Here is a 20,838-nt window from a genome sequence, read left to right on the forward strand (position 1 = left end):
GGTGTTAATCACTAAAGAAGATTATTCACCCTGTACTTCAAATCCTGGTGTAAACACTTCTACCCGACGATTTTGTGCACGACCGGCTTCAGTATCGTTATTCGCGACAGGCTGCGTTTCCCCTTTGCCTTCGACTTTAACCCGGCTCTTATCGATACCGAAATGAGATGCAAGATAACCGGCGACAACGTCTGCACGCTCTTCAGATAATTTCTGATTGTACTCTTGTGAACCACGGCTATCCGTATGGCCGATAACAAAAAGTTCTGTTTCAGGGAAATTAACCAAGCGTTGTGCAATTGGCTCTAATTTGTCGATATCTTCCTGTAACAAAGCATTGCTGTCAAAACCAAATGGCAGAGCCACCGTTATGGGATCGACTTTCACCATCGCTGGTACTGGTGCGGGCTCTGGTACAGGTTCTGGCTCCGGCTCAATAATAACTACAGGTGCCGGTGCACCCCAGTGATAAACAAAGCTCAGGCCATAGAAATGAATATCAGCGGTGCCAGGCTTGCTGTCGCCAACCTGATTATAATATTGATATTCTAAACGAGTAGACAGGGTATCACTGTAAAAATACTCCACCCCCACACCCACTGTTGCGGCCATGCCATCTTCATCAGCGTTGATCACCTCAATACTGTTATCTGCGTTATAAACGTACCCCCCCGCTTTGGCGTACAGATCATACGAATCAGTCAAAGCCCAGGTAAACTTACCTAACAGATCAATGCCCTGCACGTCAAAATCACCACCTGCTGGCTTGTAGTCCGCTTGTCCTAAATAGGTGTAACCACCTTCAAGAGCAAACCACGGCGTGATGTTATATCCTAGGAAGGCACCTCCGCCCCAATCATCCTGATCGAAATCACTTGATGTACCTTTCAAGGCGTCATCAAAATTATTGTAATGTGTGCCACCAATACGTGCACCTACATACCAGGGGTTATCCGTTACGGCGTGAGCAACACCTGAAATAAGTAATGCAAGTGGAAGTATGTAATGTACTTTAGACATAGATTTATCCTTTTTTATTATTTGCCACTGCTATTTTTTATCCTTACCACTAATTGTTTAGAAGTCATCTTCGATTTTTACAAGATTCTTTTTTTATTTTTAATACCTGCATCAAGCTCTTGACAAAATAAAACAAAACATTTGACAAACCAATATTGAATATCGTTCGATTGTATTCATCGTTATCTTTTCAATCGAGAGCGTCCCCTGAAAACAACAGAGCAAGAGCATAAATGCAAAAAAGCCCATTCATGATGGGCTTTTTATGTCTGGCTGTTGCCTTAAGCGAATACCAGAGCCTAAGGCAAATGACCTTCTGCTAACGCCTCCGCTGTCGCGTCTTCAACCGCCATAAACAGATAATCTACCTGTCCTTTGGGTGATGTCATCGGATTCAGAGTCACATTCTGGTACATGAAAGGAGCCGGCTGGGTAATTGGACGGACATTACGGCATTTAAATAAGTAAGGACGCTGGCGCCAGATCAAAAAACTTCTGCATCCCAGTTCAAACACCGGTCGTGTTTTGGCCTTAAACCACTCTTGGGGGATTTCAGGAAAGACTTCAAAGACGGTCTTGCCCATCACTTCATGCGCTTGCTTGCCACTATGGTGGGTCATAAAACCATTCCAGACATGGATGTTAAAATCTCGGTCTAACACAACCAGTCCCACATCCACATGCTGAACCATGTCGATCATCCAGTGAAATTGCTCAAATTCAGCAGGTAAAGCAACCATGGTTTAGTCCTCATCCATTAAGTAAGACAATTTGCTATCTAGCAGCGGCAACGATTCATCAACAAACATCAGGAGCAAATCACACTTGATCTGTGTTCCTTCAATGCCGTAACTGACTTCAAATGTCATGGTTCTGCGCCAGTTTCCGGATGTATGCTCAATCAGGGACTCGATAGAAAGATGCTTGCCTAATAACACCGGATGACTTTGGAAAAACTTCACTTCCACCTGCTCACCTAATCCTTTGAGAAAAGAGCCCACCAGAATATTGCTCACATCCATCAGTAATTCTAATTCTACGTCACACTCACTTTCGACCGGATACTTCATCAATGACGTTAAATCATTAACACTGGAATCACTGAGCAACACCAGAGCTTCACCGGCGATCCCTTCACCACTGAATCCCTGACAGATCCCCGACATCGTACTATTGCTCGCCAGATCGCGCATCGTCATATGAAGCTCGCTCACTTCAAACACATTGACATTAGGCAATGGCAAATTTACAAAAACATTAAAATGACGAGCCAGTGAATCCGCTGCTCGGCCAATAGCAACGTTGGCAACTTCCAAATAGACATCACGACGGCGGAGTGCCGGGGTTGTCACTCGCTGGATAACCGCATCGAGCGACAGCTCAGGGGATGGCAATAAATCCTTAAGTAACGTTTTAAGGTAGTTTTTGTCTACCGGTTTTTGTAGAAATGCCACCGCACCAAGATCTTTTACTCGTGCTTGCGCCTGGGGCTGAATATCGCCAGAAACAACAATGACCTGAATTGACAGCCCATGCTCTTTAATCGCCTGCAACGTCTGATAACCGTCCATCTCTGGCATGGTTAAATCAAGAAACAGCAATGAAAAAGGCTGTTGTTTTAGCTGCTCAAGGGCTTCTAATCCATTAACAGCAAATGTGACATCGGCGTTGAGTGATGCGGGTAAAGATCTCGCCATCTGCTTTCGGGCCAATGCCGAATCATCACAAATTAAAATTGGAATTGTCATACTTGCTCCTTACGCTTCAACTCATTCAGGAGCGCCAAAAATATTAGCTAGATTGCATAATAATTGCCTTGCCCAATAGGAGATAATATCAGTTGAGTTAAAGCCGGTCTTGCTCCCAGCGTATTTATTTACATTAACCTCTCTTTTTTATTCCAATAGGAACTATGCCCATGCCACTTCACAAAACTATTTAAAACATCGCTCATGCAACGTAGAATGCACACTTTAATTTTCCGATATTTGATATAGATACTTGCCAGCATAATATGAATGTAAATGGTTCCAATACATCACCCGAAATCTCGGCTCTTCATGTCGGCATCGTCGGCGGCGGTGTTGCCGGTTCAACGGTCGCGCTGCGGTTAGCAGAACTTGGTATCGACGTCACCCTGTTTGAAGAGGGAACAAGCCTGGTCAATGGCCCGCCGATTTGTCATTTGCACGCTGGCGGTAACCTCTACCGTGAGATTTCAGATCAACAATGTCTGACTCTTCTTTATCAATCTATCGAAACTCTTCGGGTTTATCCGCATACTGCAAATATTCGTCCCACTGTCATCGCCGTTCCTGAACGCGATCCGGGCGATCCCAATGCGCTGATCGCTCGACTGAAATTGTTGCAAAACGCCTATAAAGAATTAATTTCTGTTGATAAGCGAAATGCCGTTTTAGGGCAGCCAGACGATTACTTCAAGCTGTACCAGCAAGATGAGTTGATTAAATTAGCAACTCGGACCGCCCCCGCCAATCCGCAATCTCTCGATGACTGGATGATCCCTGTTGCGAAAAACCTGAATCTGGATGAATTCAAATACCCTGTAGTCATCGTGCAGGAATACGGACTCAGTGTTTTCAGGATTGCCGCTACCGCCTCTTTAGCGTTACAGCAACTCCCTTCTTGCACGGTGAAGACCGGTACGAAAGTTACGAATATTCAGGCAAGTAGTTCAAAAAAAGGCTGGGTTGTTTCTCATCAAAGCTATGATGACTCAATCAATGATCATGTCACTAAGGAGACAAGCGTCGACTATCTGGTTAACGCCTGTGGTTACAGAACCGGCACGCTTGATGACTTAGCTACCTTCAAACGTCACCGTATGGTTGAATTCAAAGCCGCTTATGTCACACACTGGCCTGCGTGTGAAGGCGTCTGGCCAGAAGTTATCTTTCATGGTGAGCGAGGTACCCCCAATGGTATGGCGCAATTAACCCCCTACCCTGATGGTTTTTTCCAGCTCCACGGTATGACGGAAGACATTACCCTCTTTAAACAAGGTTTGGTGAGTTCAACCACCAGAAGTGCTCAGCCACAGCTGGAAAACAGTTTTATCCGTAAACTCACTACCGGGTGGAAAACAGATGACGTTGAGTCTCGCACTCAGCGGGCCATCGAGCATATGGCACAATTTGTTCCGAGCTTTGCTGAAGCAAAGGTCGGCGGATATCCGCTTTTCGGTGCCCAGCAAATACCAGGGATTGATCCGTCTTTGCGCGCTGCCGATATCTCTTTTGCCGGTGAACGTTATGCACGATCTGAAATTGTAAAAGCATCATCCGCTCTGTCAGTTGCAGATTCCATTGTAAAACAGCTTTACGATGAAGAACTTATCAGCTCTGCAAAGCTTGATTGGGACACCTCTTTAGAAGAGCGCTTTTCGGTTACTCACTCTCTCGGCCTTGATGAGATTATTTCAAAGGCTGAACAGTTAGCCCAAATACGTGCCTATCCGGCAGCTCTCGCACGTCCAACCCATATTGAAAGCTGATTAAGACTGGAATTCGACAGAGAAAAAGCGCGCAGCATACGGGACGAGTCAGCGTTGATGTTGTATCGGAAGTTATGAATAGAATACCGCTAACCAAATGGTTTCTTTTTCCGGTGACGTCCAGGTAACCTGATGCCGCTGATTGGCAGGGATATTAATATAATCACCTTCGTTGAGGTGAACGACTCTCCTGTTTTCTTCAAACAATAATTCGGCAGCGCCTTGCACCACCAGCACCCATTCATTCTCTGCTTGATCATACCAATCGCCACACGGTGTGGTATGCCCTTTGGAAATGATCCTCTCAATTCTGATTGAATCTGTTTTGACCAGATCCTGACATATCTCTTCCGGTAACGAAGCCGGAATTTGACCGAATAAATTGCCCATGATTATCTTTCACCTCTGTCAGCTTACAAAAAAGGCGAGTCTGAGCTCGCCTAATTATCTGCCTGTTAACTACAACCTACTCAGGCAGATCAATCTCAATTTTACGATTCAGTGCATCCAGCTCTTTATTCAGCGTACTGAGCTCAGCTTCTTTACTTTCAACAAGATCAAGTTTGGCTTCATATTTATCGCAATCGGCCTGTGAAACCCAATTCCAGCTTTTTCCGGATTTGAATTCATCACATACCTTCTTAAATTCCTTGGCTACGGATTTCGCTTTCTTAACGCCGCTTTCAGCGTTAACTATTTGCTTTTGCAGCTCCAGCTGTTGTTGGTACAATTCTTTAGAGTTAGTTAATACCGCCTTCTGTTTTTCGGTGGTGGTTTTCAATTCAACCACTTTGGTATCTAACTCTTTCGTCGTCACTGAAAGTTGCTTCTGTTTCCGTTTCAGCTTAGCAATTTGAGCTTCGTAGTCAGCTTTCTGCTGGTCAAACTCCGCCGTTTTCTGTTCTAACTGTACAGCCAGTTGCTCGAGTTCTGACGCTTTCTGAGTTTCTAACTCTTCGTAGCGGCTCTGTAACGCATTTTTATCTTCAATTAACTGCACATTTTCTTGTGTTAACAGATCATGATCTTCTTGGCTCAGCCCCTGATCACGGTTCCAGAAAGCCGACGCAAGCACCAAGCCCAGCACTAAACCGACAAACAACGACGCTTTCCATGACGATGTCATGTTCATTGATTTCGCTTTTTTTAACATGCCTACACCTTATTGATAAGTTATGACCAGCCCCTGAAACATAACAACACTCGCTGAAATGGCCATAAGGTTGTTATGTGAAGAATATCAGCAAGATAGCTCTTCTGTGTCAGGTTTATATCAATATTGAAATAAAACACGGTAAACCAAGCTTATTCTGCTCATCATTTGATTATTTCTGTTTGAACCTACCGTTGTAAAAACGTTGTATGTCTTAATAATCATTTATCCAATGTCTAAGACATTTGTTTCACCAGTAAGCAACTACATTCTTTAAATACATCAAGCAACAACGAACATATAGGTATCAGCATGATCACCGAGCTGTTATTTCTGACTGTATCTGCATTCTCAATTCCCTTACTTGAGAATTCCAGCCATCAACAAATCGATCACAACTGCCATCTTACAATCAACGAAGAAAGACACCAAAAGGATATAGTGTTGGTTTTGTCCTCGAGTCCGAAAGCAGAATTAAAAGTACAGATTTACCACCGCATTCCTATCCCGGTCCCTTCTTCAGGTATGCTGGAGCAGCTCTCGTTCACCCCTGATAAAACTTACAATAATGCACAATTTCCGGTCTCTCATGAACTGTATAAAGAGCTAAAACCGGATATCAGGATCTATTCAATAACCATCGATACAACGGCATCGGCAACCCAGCATTTTTCAGAACATTTCAGGCTCGGCGGGTTTAAAACATTATTGAAAGTTGAGGGCATTAAATACCCTCTTGCATTTATTGCCGACCGTAATCAGGCAGAAGCATTCTATAATTGCGTAAATCAGCCGTTATAGCCACGGCAAACAATACCAAGTGCGATAAACACCAAGACAATCAATAACTGAGCTGATAATGTAAACCGTCTTATGGATTTTTTGGCAGATAAGGAAAGATATTATGCCGGTCTCTGAATGGATGACTTTTGTCATTGCGATTACGGTGCTGACGATTACTCCCGGCTTAGACACCGTGTTGGTGATCAGAAATACCAGCCGTGGCGGCTGGAAAGATGGCGTGACCAGTAGTTTTGGTATTTGCAGCGGTTTGTTTGTACACGCAACCCTGTCAGCAGTGGGAATTTCTTTTATTCTCGTTCAGTCAGCATGGCTGTTTCAGACCATTAAGTTTGCAGGAGCCGCTTACCTGATTTACTTAGGTTTTTGCAGCCTGAAAAGTGGCTTTCGCTCAGGAGCGCTGGGGATCATTGAGAACGCGCAGATCGCATCGAATCAGTTCAACCTGCGCCGTTCGTTCTCGGAAGGCTTTTTATCCAATGTCTTGAATCCGAAAACGGCTATCTTTTACCTGGCGTTTTTACCCCAGTTTATTAATCCCGAAGGATCCGCAATATCGCAGGCGTTCATTCTGGCTGGAATTCATTTCTTACTGGCAATGGTGTGGCAGTCTTCTTTATCGCTGTTAATTGAAAGAGCCAAAAACTGGCTAGCTAAACCGAAAACCAATCAATGGCTGCAGTCGTTAACGGGCTTTGTCATGGTCGCGCTCGGCTTGCAATTGCTGCTGAGCAAAAACATCCGCCTTTAATTGGGATTTCGACAACGTTCTTCAATAAAAAAGAACACTTCCGTGTTCTTTTTTTATCTGCCCTTTTGCCGAATGATCTAGCGGGACGATAGGTTCAGCGTCAGATCGCCGGGTTTGATCCAACCCGCTTTACGCATTATTTCCGCTATGCCGAAAGTCAATAAAGCGGGTAAGACTATGTGCATCAGGAAAATCACCAGATAGATTTCACTGCCCGTTTTACCCGCCGCTTCCATTGCAATGAAAGCCTGAATTTGTCCTACCAGTCCTGATGTTCCCATTCCCGCTCCAAGTGGTGTATTTTCCAGAGAAAAAACAAGCGTCGCAACCGGGCCTAAAATTGCCGATGTAATAATAGGGGGAAACCAAATCTTATGATTCTTAATGATATTTGGCATTTGCAGCATTGACGTGCCCAGCCCCTGGGCAAACACACCTGCCCAACGGTTTTCACGGAAACTCATTACCGCAAAACCCACCATCTGAGCACAACAACCCACAGTGGCAGCACCTGCCGCCAACCCATTCAGACTTAGCATAATGGCAATCGCCGCACTGCTGATAGGCAGGGTTAATGCCATTCCCATCAGAACGGCAACCAGCATTCCCATAATAAAAGGTTGTAGCTGAGTTGCGTACATAATGACATTACCGAGTGCCGTCATTAAGGCACCAACCTGTGGCCCGACTAGGCTTCCTACCGCGACCCCGACAATCACTGTAACTGCGGGCGTAACCAGAATATCCACTTTGGTTTCATTGGCGACCAATTTGCCACATTCTGTCGCGGCAATTGTGGCAATAAATGCGCCAACCGGCCCCCCCATCGCAGCCCCTGCCGCACCGGCAGTCGTCGCAGAAAATAATACCAGTGGCGGTGCCTTTAACGCATAAGCAATAGCGACACCAATAGCCGGCCCCGTCATTTGTTTCGCGATAGGCCATAGCGTATCTGAAAACAGCGGGATCCCCAGCTTTAACCCCAGCGTATTTAAGATAGAGCCGATAAGTAGTGAAGAGAATAACCCTAATGCCATAAAGCTCATAGCATGCACAAAGTAGGTTTTAGCCGAAAAATCGATACCTTTTCGGTCTAAGAAAGTGAAAAATCTGTCGTGTGTGAGTTGCATCATTCCAACCTGTTATACTGCATTCAATACTGCAGATAGCTGCTGCATTTCATCTCTGATAATGTCTCTGTTTGTTTATGGTTACAAACAGGCTGCAGATTCTAGCGCAATCACGGAGAATGGGAACCCCCTATCCCCCAAACGCCTCAACTCACTTTCTTCATCGCGCCGTATGATCTTCTGCTAGCTGTTTTGCCAGTTGACGCGCGACAAACTCCGGACTGTTGGTATGGCGTGCCAGCAACCGGTAAACCACTGGGATCACCAATAAGGTAAAAAAAGTAGCGACCAATATCCCGCTTAACACCACAATGCCTATAACTATGCGGTTTTCGGCTCCGGCGCCGGTTGCTAATATCAGCGGAACGGCACCCGCTGCCGTGGTAATGGCCGTCATAAGTATCGGCCTTAATCGTGCTGCTGAAGCATCAATGATCGCAAGCTCGAACTCGACGCCCTGATCGCGAAGTTGATTGGCAAACTCAACGATTAAAATACCGTTTTTAGCCGCCAGCCCGACGAGCATGATGATACCGATCTGCGAGTAAATATTGAGGCTCTGATCGGTAAAATAGAGCCCCAGCAAAGCACCAAACGTCGCCAATGGCACGGTAAGCATAATCACCAGAGGATGGATGTAACTCTCAAACTGGGCAGCCAGTACCAGAAACACAACGACCAGAGCTAAGCTAAAGACAAAAAGAACGGAATGGCTTGAATCCTGATGATCCTGGGAGGCGCCTTTATAATTCACCACTGCATCTGCCGGGAGGAGTTTTCTCACCAAGTCATTTAAGTAATCGAGCCCCTGGCCCAGGGTATAATTTTCAGCAAGATTCGCCTCAATGGTAATAGCACGAACCCGGTTATAACGGTTTAGCTGAGGCGCATCCGCAAACTCCTCTACGGTTACCAGGCTTGAAAGTGGAATAAGTGTATTGGTCCTGTCAGAGCGGACATAGAGATTGCTCAGATCTGCCGCGGTATTTTGCCTCTCCCGCTGGCCCTCGATAACAACATCATACTCCTCGCCACGCTGTTCAAACGTTGTCACCAATCGCGAGCCCAGCATCGATTCTAACGTTTGCCCGATATCCCGAATAGAAACACCTAAATCGCCGGCCCGGTTTCTATCGATAACAACCCGGAGCTGAGGTTTGGTTTCCTTGTAGTCGTGATCAATCCCTTCTAATCCGGGATTATTACCGGCTTCATCGACAATAATATCCCGCCACCGGGCAAGCTCTTCATAACTCCCACCACCGATCACAAACTGTACCGGTTTACCCACCCCACGCCCGAAAGGCTGACGCATGACCGGGAAGGCCCTGACACCAGCCAGATCAGATAACTTTTTCTGGATATCGCTGATAATCGCGAACGCACTCCTGCGTTTTTCCCAGTCTTCCAATACAACGATAGCAAATCCGCCCGAGAAATCTTCGATCCGTCCCCAGCCTCGCGGGGCCCGGATCAATAAACGCTGCACCTCACCGGCTTTCACCAATGGCATCAGCCTGTACTCAATTTCGTTGATATAAGGCTGCATAAACTCATAGCTTGCCCCCTGCGGGCCATTGATAATAATAAACATCGCCCCGCGATCTTCTTTCGGGGCAAACTCAGAAGGTATTCTGCTTGCGAGCAAGCCGCTGCCAATCAGAGCCATAACCAAAATAGCCAAGACCAGATACGGTCTTTTCAGCCAGTTATCCAGCGACAAACGATAAAATCGAGTGATGTACGCTAAAATGCCGCCAATTTTTTTCACCAGCCAAGACTCGTACTCAACCGGCCGCATCACCTTTGAGCCCATCATCGGGCTCAGGGTCAGTGCCACCAAGGAGGATAAAATCACCGCAGTACTGATAGTGATGGAGAATTCCCGGAACAATTTACCTAAATCCCCCTCAAGAAAACCTATCGGCAAGAACACCGACACCAGTACTACCGTAGTTGCAACAATGGCAAAACCGACCTGACGCGCCCCGAGAAATGCAGCTTTCAACGGTGGTTCACCCAGCTCTATTCGCCGCTGAATGTTCTCCAGCATAACAATCGCGTCATCAACCACGATACCAATCGCCAGGATCAGAGCCAGCAAGGTTAATAAGTTGATGGTATAACCCAAGGCGTAGAGCACAATAAAGGTGCCGATCAGCGAGACAGGGACGGTCAATGCCGGGATAAGCATGGCGCGGACGCTGCCAAGGAACAGGTAGATAACAATAACAACCAGCAGCAGCGCAATGAAAAGTGTTTTAAACACTTCATCGATAGAAGCCTGAATAAAGACCGAGGAATCGTAGGAACGCTTGATCTCCATCCCCTCAGGCAAGGTGGGGTTGAGTTTATCAACCAGTGCGTTGACGGCCCGGGCCACTGCAAGCGTATTAGCGGTCGACTGACGGTTGACCCCCAGCCCAATCATATCCTGCGTATTACCACGAAACGCAATCCGCTCCTCTTCTGCCGCCAGCCCCACCCTGGCCACATCGCCCAGACGGATAAGGTAACCATCCGAGCCAGCACTGATCACGAGCTGGGAAAAGTCCTCGGGCTCGATAAAGCTGCGCTGGGTACGGATTGAAAACTGGCGATTCTCTGATTCAAGGGATCCCGCTGGCAACTCCACATTATCGGCCCGCAAGGCATCTTCAACGTCGGTTACCGTTAGCCCCCTTGCGGCGAGTTTTTGTCTGTCGATCCAGATCCTCAATGCATACGTTTTCCCCCCGCCGATACGGATGTTGGCAACACCGTCAATAACAGAAAACCGATCAACCAGATAACGGCTGGCATAATCGGTCAACGCCAGCGTATCCATTCGATCCGACACCAGATTGAGCCACATAATCACTTCAGAGCTGCCTGACGCCTTTTGTACTTCCGGCGGCTCTGCTTCATCGGGTAAATTGTTTAAGATCCCGGAAATCCGATCACGGACATCGTTGGCTGCGGCATCAATATCCCGACCGATACCAAATTCCAACGTAACGGATGAACGACCATCGCGGCTTTGCGAGCTGATATTGCGGATCCCTTCCAGACCGGAGATCCGGTCTTCAACCAACTGGGTAATACGGCTTTCAACAATTGCCGCTGACGCACCACGATAATTGGTAGATACGGTCACAATAGGCGGATCAATATTCGGGTATTCACGCAGCGGCAGCTTGTCATAGGCGATCAAGCCAAAGGCGATCAACAGCAGGCTGATCACAGAACCAAAAACAGGCCGTTTAACAGAGAGATCCGTCAGCAGCATCAGCTCGCCTCCTGATAGCTAAAACGTTCGCTCATCCGTGTTTCGACCTTTTGCCCCGGACGTACTTTTTGTATACCCCGGGTAATGATCTGTTCCCCTTCGACGACACCGCTCAGAATTTCAGCTTCTCCCCGGGTACGAAATCCGACTTCAACTTTGCGCTGCTCCACCACATTGTTGTTAACCACAAAAAGAAAACTGTCTCGCTGCCGCGGCACTATGGCTTCTTCGGGCACAACTAATCCGTTGCGCTGCTCAACGATAAGCCTTAATGTCATCAGCATGCCCGGACGCAGTTTCAGCTGAGGGTTTTCAATCTCAGCACGAACCACTATCGCCCGGGTTTGCGGATTCACCCTGCTATCAATAGCGGTAACCATTCCGACAAAGGGCTGCAAGGGGAAGGCCGCAGCTTCCCCTTCGATACTGGATCCCAGCCTTAGTTCACCGACAAACTGCTCCGGAATGGTGAAATCGAGTTTTACTTTATCCAGCGCATCTAACGTCGTGACCACAATCCCGGGGGTGAGCAAGGCACCCGGGCTGATCTGACGGAAGCCGAGCAAACCGGAAAAGGGCGCCTGAATAAACCTTGCATCCAGTTCCGCCTGATTCTGGGCCAGAATGGCCCGGGCAACGTCAATGCTGGTTAACAGTTTATCCAGCTCCGAACTCGCAATCGTATTGCGTTTTACCAACCCTTCAATGCGTTTATATTCCCGTTGTTGCTCCTTGAGGTTGGCTCTTGCCGCGCGAACTTTGGCTTTTTGTTCTCCTGAACGTAAGGTCACCAGCAAATCCCCGGCGTTAACTTGTTGCCCGTCTGAAAAATGAACCTGCTCAACTTTTTCCGTCACCTTGACAGACACCACCACAGACTCACGGGCCTTAACCGTTCCCAATGCCTCCACTTCCCTGCGCACATTTTGCAACACCACCGTGCTGACAATGACACTGGGAGTGCTGCTGCGCCTCGCCTGAGCACCCTCATCACGGCCCTGCTCTTTGTACCAGACTCCGGTGGCCAAACCTGCCAGCAAAACGATGCCTGTGATCAAGGTTATTTTCATTGTCCTGCCTTAGTCATGGTTACGGTGCGGTCAGCGCCAATGTGTTTTTAAGTATAGTTCTGCCGTATTTCACTGAAATATTACTGATACCACTGAAGTTTAGGACAATAAAAAGAGTGTTCTATCGCAATAACGAATCTGGTTCCTACTGACAATTCACCTAGCAGATATAGATCTCAGATTTTGCCAAATCACGTTCAAAGTAAAAAAGTATTGTTAGACGTGCCCCGCAAGCACGGTGACGAGATCAACGCCATCGTTTACCTTCGCCGCTTAAGCGTCGTAGCGTAGATAATATTTTTGCGGAGAAATCCTTTGAAATTGTCGCAGCTCTCCATCGCTATCACGCTAATCCTCTACCCAATCAACCAGTCACTGGCTGCATCGCCATTAGTCATGCAAGCGCAGAATTTTGACCCAACTAAATTTGAGCCGGAGAAAACGGAAAATACTGCAGAGAGTCAGAATGAAATCACCGATTACCTGATCAGCGAAAAGCTCGATGGCATTCGTGCCTACTGGACAGGAAAAGCGCTACTGACTCGAACCGGAAAGGCAATCGCCGCGCCAGAATGGTTTACCGCACCTCTGCCTGACATGCCGTTAGATGGCGAGCTATGGGTTGGGCGAGGCAAGTTTCAGCAAGTCGCACAAACGGTATTGGATCAGTTTCCAGATGACAGAGCCTGGCGATCTATTCGCTATATGATCTTTGATTTGCCCGAAAGTAAAGCCAACTTTGAGCACCGATATCAACACTTAACCCATCAAATCAACACGATTAAACCCAAACACATTCAAGTCATTGAACAACGCCGCATCGCAAGCTTTATCCGTTTGGAAGACTGGCTACAACAAGTTGATGAAGAGAACGGTGAAGGGTTAATGCTTCATCACCGCGGTAATTTTTATCAGGCAGGACGTTCCGATCAACTACTGAAACTAAAAAGGTACCAGGATGCTGAAGCCGTCGTTATCGGCTACGAAGAGGGTAACGGTAAATTCAAAGGAATAATGGGATCGATGTGGGTCTTAACATCAGATAAGATCAAATTCAAAATTGGTACCGGATTTAACCAATACGATCGTGAAAACCCTCCGCAATTGGGTACAACCGTGACCTACCGATATAACGGATACACTGACAGTGGGATCCCCCGTTTTGCTCGCTTTATCAGAACCAGAACAAATCCGGATATCTGACAACCCGTATTATTAATGACCTTGAAATAGCATCGACGCCCTAATATGGCGTCGACACTCTCGCCACCTCGAAAAATACGCCGTCATAATCGGGCAAAAAACCACATATATTCAGTATTATTCTTCAAACATACCGCGAAACTCTTTTCAAAAGCCACATTTTCGTCTGTATTCGACGCCATATTGATTGCTTAATTATTACCGCAGGCAGAATCTAACAATTTAGTTACACTTAAATCATCGGGTTATACCAAGACTTATCGCTGGACACTGTGGCGCATGCGTGAAATGAAGTATCGCATTATCCATATCCATTTTCAGAACAGCACTTCCGTACATTGATTCATCTGGAGATCATCACAACAGCAAGAAAGGATAGTGAAGTACTCGGCCACATAGCTCTCGGTATCACCTCTCAGCGTTTACATGATTTGCCGCCTCCCCTATTGGAGACAGCAACAGAAGGAGCTTGAGATGAATGTTCAGGCCTTACCCATGCATCGATTCATTGATCATCATGGCAACCCTGTCGGTCAACTTCCCGCATGGGCCGATCAGTCAACATTGAAAGGGTTTTACTGCGATATGGTATTAACCCGGGTTTACGATAATAAAGCGATCGCACTACAACGTACCGGTAAGTTAGGTACCTATCCTTCACACCTCGGGGCCGAAGCCATTGGTATTGCCGTTGGGCGGGCGCTAAAAACGGATGATATTTTTATCCCCTACTATCGCGATATGCCTGCCATGTGGGCGCGCGGTATTGCAATGGAAAAGAACCTGCAATACTGGGGCGGCGACGAAAGAGGCAGTGATTTCTTTTTTGACGACAGGCACTGCCGCGATTTACCTTTTTGCGTGCCGATTGCAACCCAGTGTACTCATGCCGTAGGGGTCGCTTCTGCGTTGAAAATAGCCGGCGGCCACCACGCGGCCCTGGTAACCTGCGGAGATGGCGCAACCTCGAAAGGTGACTTTCTCGAATCCATCAATTGCGCCGGTAGCTGGAATATCCCGCTAGTCTTTGTGGTCAATAACAATCAGTGGGCCATTTCTGTGCCTCGCCGTTTGCAATGCGCCGCTGAATTTCTGTCTGACAAAGCAAAAGGGGCGGGTATTCCCGGTATCACCGTTGATGGTAATGATGTGATCGCGATGTACGACACCATCGTATCGAGCTTGGATCGCGCCAGAAAAGGCAAAGGCGCGACATTAATTGAAGCCGTCAGTTACCGGCTCAGCGACCACACCACTGCCGATGATGCCAGCCGCTATCGCAGTGACGAGGAACTCCGTCAAGCATGGGAATTCGACCCGATTCAGCGCCTGAAAACATACCTGACAAACCAAAACTACTGGTCCGAACAAGAAGAAGAACAATGGCATGAGCACTGCCGCGATGTGGTTGAACAAAGCGTCGAGCGCTATCTCAATACGCCGGTACAGGCACCTGAAACGGCCTTCGATTATCTCTATGAGTCTTCCGATAGTGAACTCAATGAACAGCGCGAAGCATTAATCAATAAAGCAACCCGGATGCAAGGAGCCAAACATGGCTGAGATCACTCTACTCGAAGCAGTAAACCTTGCCTTACACCATGAAATGGCCAATGACCCGAATGTGGTTGTTTTAGGGGAAGACGTCGGTGATAACGGTGGTGTTTTCCGCGCCACCGTCGGGCTCAAAGATAAGTTTGGCTGTAAGCGCGTTATTGATTCCCCGTTAGCGGAAGCACTGATTGGTGGCATAACTGTCGGGATGGCAACCCAAGGATTACGTCCGGTTGCCGAGTTTCAATTCCAGGGCTTTGTCTTTCCGGCCATGGAGCACTTAGCCTGCCATGCAGCCCGTATGCGTAACCGAACCCGAGGTCGGCTTACCTGCCCCGCCGTTTTTCGTGCTCCATTTGGCGGGGGTATCCATGCTCCGGAACACCACTCTGAAAGCGTTGAAGCCCTGTTTGCCCATATTCCCGGCTTGAAAGTTGTTATCCCGTCTTCCCCACAAAGGGCCTACGGTTTATTGCTTGCTTCCATTCGCTGCAATGATCCGGTGATGTTTTTTGAACCCAAGCGGATTTACCGTACCGTGAAGTCAGATGTTGTTGATAATGGCGAAACCTTACCGCTCGATACCTGCTTTACCCTACGTAAAGGCCGAGATCTGACTCTGGTCACTTGGGGGGCCTGTGTGATTGAATCGCTGCAAGCCGCCACAACGCTGGCTGAGCAAGGTATTGAAGTGGAAGTGATCGATCTCGCCAGCATCAAACCCATTGATATGAAAACCATTATTACGTCACTGGAAAAAACCGGTCGCCTGCTTGTCGTACATGAAGCCTGTAAGACCTGCGGTGTCGGGGCGGAGATCGTTGCCCGTACCGCTGAACATGCCATGTACCTGTTAAAAGCGCCGCCGAAACGCATCACGGGGCCGGATACTGTGATGCCTTATTACCGTAATGAAGACTTTTTCATGATACAGGAAAGTGACATTGTTCTTGCAGCCAGCGAGCTGGTGGAGAAGTGGAAATGAAGTCATTTACATTACCCGACCTCGGTGAGGGGTTAGCCGAATCTGAAATTGTTGAATGGCACGTTAACATCGGCGATAGCGTTGAGGTTGATCAGGTCATACTCACTGTTGAAACGGCGAAAGCCACCGTCGAAGTACCTTCACCTTACTGCGGAAAAGTCGTCGCGCGTTATGGTAACGAAGGAGATGTCATCAGCATTGGCAGTTTATTGCTGGAATTTGAAGAACAGAACGAAACCGAAAAACCAGTATACAAACAAGCGGATGCCGCCACGGTTGTCGGCAATGTCTCGCAACAGGAACATCATGTAAATGTAGATGAATTTTGGATCGGTAGTGATCAAGCGGACAAGCCAGAGCATATGATCACCGCCATGCCTTCTACCCGTTTGCTGGCCCGGCAACTTGGCGTCGATCTTAACGATATTCAAGGCAGCGGCCCCGACGGATTAATTCTTGATACTGATGTCTATAACCAGTGTGACAAGCCGCAACCAGAGAAAGGAGAACTAAAAGAGGCAGAAGTATTAAAAGGGGCACGCCGGACCATGGTGACCACCATGACGGAAGCCCACCACAATGTCGCAGCCGTCACGATTACCGAAGAAGCGATATTGGCTGAATGGCCTGACAACGAAGACATTTCAATCCGTTTAGTACAAGCTATTGTCGATGCCTGCCAGCAAGAGCCGGCGCTTAATACCTGGTTTGATCCGGAGGCCATGACTCGCTGCGTTCACAATACGGTCAATCTTGGTATTGCCGTTGATAGCAAACATGGCCTTTATGTCCCAGTATTGCGTCATGCTGATGAGTTTAGCCCGGATGGTATTCGCCAGTGGCTTGATAAAACCGTCGCCAGTATTAAAGAGCGAAAAATTGGGCGGGAGCAGCTACAGCACGCGACGATCACTCTTTCTAACTTTGGCGCGATTGCAGGGATCTACGCAACCCCTGTTGTTTCTCCGCCACAGGTCGCGATTGTCGGTGCCGGCCGAATTATCGAGAAAATAATCATGAGGGATTGTCAGCCGGTAGCTGTAAAGGCCATGCCGTTATCCGTAACCTTCGACCACCGGGTCTGTACCGGCGGCGAGGCCGCACGGTTTATTCGCGCCCTCGTCCTTCATTTGCAGCAAGCGACGGCTTGATTATAGGTAACCGCACAATAAGCGGCTGATTGGGCCGCTTTTTGCAATCAACGATAAATGGCGAACGATTAACCGAAATTCCTCGCTCTGCCAGCATGTCGCTGAGGTTGGCATATTCTGTATGCCAAATTTTACCCCTCTTGGTTTCCGTTGCTCGGTCACAAGCCGTCTTGGTCTCAGAATCATAGCAATCCCACATATCTGGATTAGTGGTTTGTGAGTAACCGTCGTACCCCCACTTTCCGTTAATATTAAAGTTAGTTGCTTCAACATAAGCAATAGGTATTCCGGCACAAGCAAATCCAGCGTGATCCGACCATGATCCCGTCTCTCCTTCTGGATAGCCATCAAGTGCTGGATGGATAATATATTTTTCATCATCACCATTTACATCTATCGAAGCTTGTAACATAGCATCACGGAATGATGTTTCTTTTGTGTAATTGGTTTCTGTGAGGCCTATAGATTCACACTCTGACTTATATTCCACATAATCAGATCATCACGGTGATCATAACTCATAGAGTGACTTTGCGACAAAACCCCCGATTAGGTGATATTGCCTAAAAACATGGACTATATTGAAGTTGGTAAAATCCCTCATTTTACCAAAAGTTCATTATATAAATTAGAGGTGACAGTATATTTTTACAAGGTGTCGTGATTTTATAGAGAATCAAGCGATGCTAATTACACGCGTTCTTAGTTTGGAGTGTAATTGGCTTTGTAATTTCAGCGTTTGCTCGTTTTATTGTGGAGTTAAGTCACACGGACAGTTGACTGCAGAAAAATGGACTGATGAAAATAATCAAACGGAGAAAACCATGAGCAAGAAAGAACTGTATAAACAGAAAATGCAGGCCCAGTTGGACGAATGGGAAGCAGAGGTTGACAGCTTCAAGGCTAAGGCATCTGGAGCTAGTGCCGATACACAACTTGAGTTAATCAAGAAGATCAATGCACTGAAAGGTAAAATAGAGCAAGGAAAGGCTAAGCTTGCTGAAGTTGCAGAAGCTAGCGATGATGCGTGGGAGTCAATCAAAGGGGGTGTCGATTCCGCGATGGATTCACTAAAGGCTGCTGTTAATGACGCAAAAGCGAAGTTAAAAGGCTAGTTCTGCCTATACATAAGCGGCTGATTGGGCCGCTTATTGCAATCTTCAAGATTATACCGAGCGTTTCGTCATCCTCAATCTGACACTCTGCGGCATACGATATGATGCAGTCGGTCAATCATAGGAACAACTTCTGGTAATCACAAACAAGGAATGGGACAAGAACTTGTTAAAATCTTTGCCCTAATCCTGATAACTAATGTATCGCAAACTAGCATTAACAGCCTATGAATGAGTTTCAACCCTATTAAGCTATGTTGAGCTAAATGACAGATTGCCTAATCCACATTATCGATTGGATTTGAAGAACTCAAATACTTACAACGCCTCAATTAGTTCCGGCACAACTTCAAACAGATCCCCCACCAGACCATAATCTGCAATTTGGAAAATCGGGGCGTCAGGATCGCTATTAATCGCGACAATAACTTTAGAGTCTTTCATCCCAGCCAAATGCTGAATAGCGCCGGAGATCCCCACTGCGATATAAAGATCAGGTGCGACAATTTTACCTGTTTGACCCACTTGCAGATCATTTGATACAAACCCGGCATCGACAGCGGCACGCGAGGCGCCAATTGCCCCGCCCAGCTTATCTGCCAGTTTTTCAATTAATGCGAAGCCCTCTTTATCACCGAGACCACGGCCACCCGAAACGACCACCCGAGCTGCCGGTAATTCAGGTCGTACACTTTCAGCTATCTGTTGCTCCACAAACACTGATATTTCAGTAGGGATCACCCGATCCAATGCGGTGATCGGCGAAGACTCGCTTCCGGCTTCAACAGCATCAAACGCGGCGCTACGAATCGTCAGCACCTTGATTGGATCAAACGATTTTACTCTTGCCAACGCATTGCAGGCATAAATGGGTCTGATCACAATATCTTCCGATTCAATACCAATCACATCCGACAATTGCCCGACATCCAGCATCGCTGCGACACGTGGCATCAGGTTTTTGCCAAACGTTGTTGCGGCAGCCAGAATATGCGAATAATCACCGCCAATATCGGCCGCTAACACGGATAAGTTTTCAGCCAACGGGTGTTGATAAACCTCATCATCTGCCAGCATGACGTTATCAACGCCATTAAGCGTGCTGGCTTCTCGGGCAACTGACTGACAATGAAAGCCTGCCACCAGCATCGTTATCTCGCCGCCTATCGATTTGGCGGCACTGACCGTTTTCAATGTCTCGGCAGCAAGGGACTGGTTATCATGTTCAGCCACGATTAATGTCGAGAGGGTTGAATTTCTCATCAGATCACCTTGGCTTCATTTTTTAATTTATCGACTAGCTCTGATACCGATGCAACCATCACGCCGGCGTTACGTACCGGTGGTGAGGTGATTTCGAGCACTTCCTGATGCTGAACAATCTCAACACCTAACTCGTCCGGTGTTTTAACATCCATCGGCTTACGTTTGGCTTTCATAATATTGGGCAGCGAGGCATATCTCGGCTCATTCAGACGTAAATCAGTACTGATAATGGCAGGCAAGATCAATTTAACGGTTTCAAGCCCGCCATCGATTTCACGGGTGACTGAAACCGTATTGCCTTCAATCATCACTTTAGATGCAAATGTGCCCTGCGGACGTTGAGTGATGGCCGCAAGCATTTGCGCTACCTGATTATTGTCGGTGTCGATGGACTGCTTTCCGAGCAATACTAAGCCGGGTTGCTCAATTGCCATGACAGATTGAAGTAATTTGGCAACAGTAAGAGGTTCGAGGCTGGACGTGGTATCGGTAGAGCCGTTAGCAATAGTGCTTGTATCAATATGAATCGCACGATCAGCCCCCAATGCTAAAGCTGTTCGCAGTTGCTCCTGACAGACAAGATCACCTGCAGAAACGACAATCACTTCATCAGCATGGCCGGCTTCTTTCAGTCTTATAGCCTCTTCAACGGCTATCTCACAAAATGGGTTCATTGTCATTTTGACATGGTTTGTTTCAACACCAGAACCATCGCTTTTGATTCTTATTTTCACATAAGGATCAATCACACGCTTTATCGCAACTAATACTTTCACAACGCTTTCCTTTTTATTGGGCGCTTTTCGCGTAAGCCTTAATGCCTTGAAGTGTGAGGAGGTTATATCCTTTGAGCCTAG

The 20,838-nt window shown here is 47.2% G+C and carries 19 protein-coding genes; 8 read left to right on the top strand and 11 right to left on the bottom strand.

Going from position 1 to position 20,838, the window contains the following annotated elements; genetic code table 11:
• Positions 1-21: 21 nt before the first annotated feature.
• The 3 genes from AC2204_RS11095 to AC2204_RS11105 all read right to left on the bottom strand — a co-directional run bounded on the left by AC2204_RS11095 (position 22) and on the right by AC2204_RS11105 (position 2,768).
• Positions 22-1,020, bottom strand: coding sequence for an OmpA family protein (locus AC2204_RS11095; RefSeq protein ID WP_318925557.1), 999 nt, complete (start codon positions 1,018-1,020; stop codon positions 22-24).
• A 299-nt stretch (positions 1,021-1,319) separates the two neighbouring features.
• Positions 1,320-1,760 carry a PAS domain-containing protein gene (locus AC2204_RS11100; RefSeq protein WP_318925558.1) on the bottom strand — a complete coding sequence of 147 codons (441 nt, stop codon included), beginning with the start codon at positions 1,758-1,760 and terminating at the stop codon, positions 1,320-1,322.
• 3 nt (positions 1,761-1,763) lie between these two features.
• Positions 1,764-2,768 carry a response regulator gene (locus AC2204_RS11105; protein WP_318925559.1) on the bottom strand — a complete coding sequence of 335 codons (1,005 nt, stop codon included), beginning with the start codon at positions 2,766-2,768 and terminating at the stop codon, positions 1,764-1,766.
• Between the two features lie 266 nt (positions 2,769-3,034).
• Between AC2204_RS11105 and AC2204_RS11110 the strand changes: the two genes are divergently transcribed.
• Positions 3,035-4,534 (top strand): FAD-dependent oxidoreductase, encoded by a 1,500-nt coding sequence (locus AC2204_RS11110; protein ID WP_318925560.1) that lies wholly within the window; start codon positions 3,035-3,037, stop codon positions 4,532-4,534.
• Between the two features lie 72 nt (positions 4,535-4,606).
• Here AC2204_RS11110 and AC2204_RS11115 read toward each other — a convergent pair whose 3' ends face one another.
• Positions 4,607-4,924: a cupin domain-containing protein gene (locus AC2204_RS11115; RefSeq protein ID WP_318925561.1), complete on the bottom strand. Its 318-nt coding sequence runs from the start codon at positions 4,922-4,924 to the stop codon at positions 4,607-4,609.
• Positions 4,925-5,000: 76 nt separating this feature from the next.
• Positions 5,001-5,687, bottom strand: a complete 687-nt coding sequence (locus tag AC2204_RS11120) for a chromosome segregation ATPase (protein WP_318925562.1) — start codon at positions 5,685-5,687, stop codon at positions 5,001-5,003.
• Positions 5,688-5,999: 312 nt separating this feature from the next.
• Between AC2204_RS11120 and AC2204_RS11125 the strand changes: the two genes are divergently transcribed.
• Positions 6,000-6,488, top strand: coding sequence for a hypothetical protein (locus AC2204_RS11125; protein ID WP_318925563.1), 489 nt, complete (start codon positions 6,000-6,002; stop codon positions 6,486-6,488).
• Between the two features lie 103 nt (positions 6,489-6,591).
• Positions 6,592-7,239 (top strand): LysE family translocator, encoded by a 648-nt coding sequence (locus AC2204_RS11130; protein WP_318925564.1) that lies wholly within the window; start codon positions 6,592-6,594, stop codon positions 7,237-7,239.
• Between the two features lie 77 nt (positions 7,240-7,316).
• Here the strand turns inward: AC2204_RS11130 and AC2204_RS11135 are convergent, their stop codons facing one another.
• The 3 genes from AC2204_RS11135 to AC2204_RS11145 form a co-directional block, all read right to left on the bottom strand.
• Positions 7,317-8,369 (bottom strand): PTS sugar transporter subunit IIC, encoded by a 1,053-nt coding sequence (locus AC2204_RS11135; RefSeq protein WP_318925565.1) that lies wholly within the window; start codon positions 8,367-8,369, stop codon positions 7,317-7,319.
• A gap of 160 nt (positions 8,370-8,529) precedes the next feature.
• Positions 8,530-11,637 carry an efflux RND transporter permease subunit gene (locus AC2204_RS11140; RefSeq protein WP_318925566.1) on the bottom strand — a complete coding sequence of 1,036 codons (3,108 nt, stop codon included), beginning with the start codon at positions 11,635-11,637 and terminating at the stop codon, positions 8,530-8,532.
• Positions 11,637-12,707: an efflux RND transporter periplasmic adaptor subunit gene (locus AC2204_RS11145; protein WP_318925567.1), complete on the bottom strand. Its 1,071-nt coding sequence runs from the start codon at positions 12,705-12,707 to the stop codon at positions 11,637-11,639. The genes AC2204_RS11140 and AC2204_RS11145 overlap by 1 nt, the downstream gene beginning before the upstream one ends.
• A 315-nt stretch (positions 12,708-13,022) precedes the next feature.
• On the opposite strand from AC2204_RS11145, the gene AC2204_RS11150 reads away from it, so the two are divergent.
• The 4 genes from AC2204_RS11150 to AC2204_RS11165 all read left to right on the top strand — a co-directional run bounded on the left by AC2204_RS11150 (position 13,023) and on the right by AC2204_RS11165 (position 17,600).
• Positions 13,023-13,910, top strand: a complete 888-nt coding sequence (locus AC2204_RS11150) for a DNA ligase (RefSeq protein ID WP_318925568.1) — start codon at positions 13,023-13,025, stop codon at positions 13,908-13,910.
• Between the two features lie 474 nt (positions 13,911-14,384).
• Complete coding sequence (gene pdhA / locus AC2204_RS11155) at positions 14,385-15,473, top strand: pyruvate dehydrogenase (acetyl-transferring) E1 component subunit alpha (protein ID WP_318925569.1); 1,089 nt, start codon at positions 14,385-14,387, stop codon at positions 15,471-15,473.
• On the top strand, positions 15,466-16,449 hold the full coding sequence (locus AC2204_RS11160) for an alpha-ketoacid dehydrogenase subunit beta (RefSeq protein WP_318925570.1): 984 nt from the start codon (positions 15,466-15,468) through the stop codon (positions 16,447-16,449). The genes pdhA and AC2204_RS11160 overlap by 8 nt, the downstream gene beginning before the upstream one ends.
• Positions 16,446-17,600: a dihydrolipoamide acetyltransferase family protein gene (locus tag AC2204_RS11165; protein WP_318925571.1), complete on the top strand. Its 1,155-nt coding sequence runs from the start codon at positions 16,446-16,448 to the stop codon at positions 17,598-17,600. The genes AC2204_RS11160 and AC2204_RS11165 overlap by 4 nt, the downstream gene beginning before the upstream one ends.
• Here AC2204_RS11165 and AC2204_RS11170 read toward each other — a convergent pair.
• Positions 17,557-18,090, bottom strand: coding sequence for a hypothetical protein (locus AC2204_RS11170; RefSeq protein WP_318925572.1), 534 nt, complete (start codon positions 18,088-18,090; stop codon positions 17,557-17,559). The two genes, AC2204_RS11165 and AC2204_RS11170, sit on opposite strands and share 44 nt — an antisense overlap.
• Before the next feature lie 334 nt (positions 18,091-18,424).
• On the opposite strand from AC2204_RS11170, the gene AC2204_RS11175 reads away from it, so the two are divergent.
• A complete protein-coding gene (locus AC2204_RS11175; RefSeq protein WP_318925573.1) occupies positions 18,425-18,715 on the top strand; it encodes a sll1863 family stress response protein in 291 nt (96 codons plus the stop codon).
• A gap of 318 nt (positions 18,716-19,033) precedes the next feature.
• On the opposite strand, the gene AC2204_RS11180 is transcribed toward AC2204_RS11175, so the two are convergent.
• Both AC2204_RS11180 and AC2204_RS11185 read right to left on the bottom strand, forming a co-directional pair.
• Complete coding sequence (locus AC2204_RS11180; protein WP_318925574.1) at positions 19,034-19,978, bottom strand: electron transfer flavoprotein subunit alpha/FixB family protein; 945 nt, start codon at positions 19,976-19,978, stop codon at positions 19,034-19,036.
• Entirely contained in the window at positions 19,978-20,757 is a 780-nt protein-coding gene (locus AC2204_RS11185) for an electron transfer flavoprotein subunit beta/FixA family protein (RefSeq protein ID WP_318925575.1), read from the bottom strand. Before AC2204_RS11185 ends, AC2204_RS11180 begins: the two co-directional genes overlap by 1 nt.
• Positions 20,758-20,838: the final 81 nt, after the last annotated feature.

The organism is Photobacterium sp. (assembly GCF_057456235.1).

Bases quoted from the DNA above. Each gene is read 5' to 3' on its own strand.
- AC2204_RS11095 (WP_318925557.1), bottom strand. From the start codon at position 1,020: ATGTCTAAAGTACATTACATACTTCCACTTGCATTACTTATTTCAGGT.
- AC2204_RS11100 (WP_318925558.1), bottom strand. From the start codon at position 1,760: ATGGTTGCTTTACCTGCTGAATTTGAGCAATTTCACTGGATGATCGAC.
- AC2204_RS11105 (WP_318925559.1), bottom strand. From the start codon at position 2,768: ATGACAATTCCAATTTTAATTTGTGATGATTCGGCATTGGCCCGAAAG.
- AC2204_RS11110 (WP_318925560.1), top strand. From the start codon at position 3,035: ATGAATGTAAATGGTTCCAATACATCACCCGAAATCTCGGCTCTTCAT.
- AC2204_RS11115 (WP_318925561.1), bottom strand. From the start codon at position 4,924: ATGGGCAATTTATTCGGTCAAATTCCGGCTTCGTTACCGGAAGAGATA.
- AC2204_RS11120 (WP_318925562.1), bottom strand. From the start codon at position 5,687: ATGTTAAAAAAAGCGAAATCAATGAACATGACATCGTCATGGAAAGCG.
- AC2204_RS11125 (WP_318925563.1), top strand. From the start codon at position 6,000: ATGATCACCGAGCTGTTATTTCTGACTGTATCTGCATTCTCAATTCCC.
- AC2204_RS11130 (WP_318925564.1), top strand. From the start codon at position 6,592: ATGCCGGTCTCTGAATGGATGACTTTTGTCATTGCGATTACGGTGCTG.
- AC2204_RS11135 (WP_318925565.1), bottom strand. From the start codon at position 8,369: ATGCAACTCACACACGACAGATTTTTCACTTTCTTAGACCGAAAAGGT.
- AC2204_RS11140 (WP_318925566.1), bottom strand. From the start codon at position 11,637: ATGCTGCTGACGGATCTCTCTGTTAAACGGCCTGTTTTTGGTTCTGTG.
- AC2204_RS11145 (WP_318925567.1), bottom strand. From the start codon at position 12,707: ATGAAAATAACCTTGATCACAGGCATCGTTTTGCTGGCAGGTTTGGCC.
- pdhA (WP_318925569.1), top strand. From the start codon at position 14,385: ATGAATGTTCAGGCCTTACCCATGCATCGATTCATTGATCATCATGGC.
- AC2204_RS11160 (WP_318925570.1), top strand. From the start codon at position 15,466: ATGGCTGAGATCACTCTACTCGAAGCAGTAAACCTTGCCTTACACCAT.
- AC2204_RS11165 (WP_318925571.1), top strand. From the start codon at position 16,446: ATGAAGTCATTTACATTACCCGACCTCGGTGAGGGGTTAGCCGAATCT.
- AC2204_RS11175 (WP_318925573.1), top strand. From the start codon at position 18,425: ATGAGCAAGAAAGAACTGTATAAACAGAAAATGCAGGCCCAGTTGGAC.
- AC2204_RS11180 (WP_318925574.1), bottom strand. From the start codon at position 19,978: ATGAGAAATTCAACCCTCTCGACATTAATCGTGGCTGAACATGATAAC.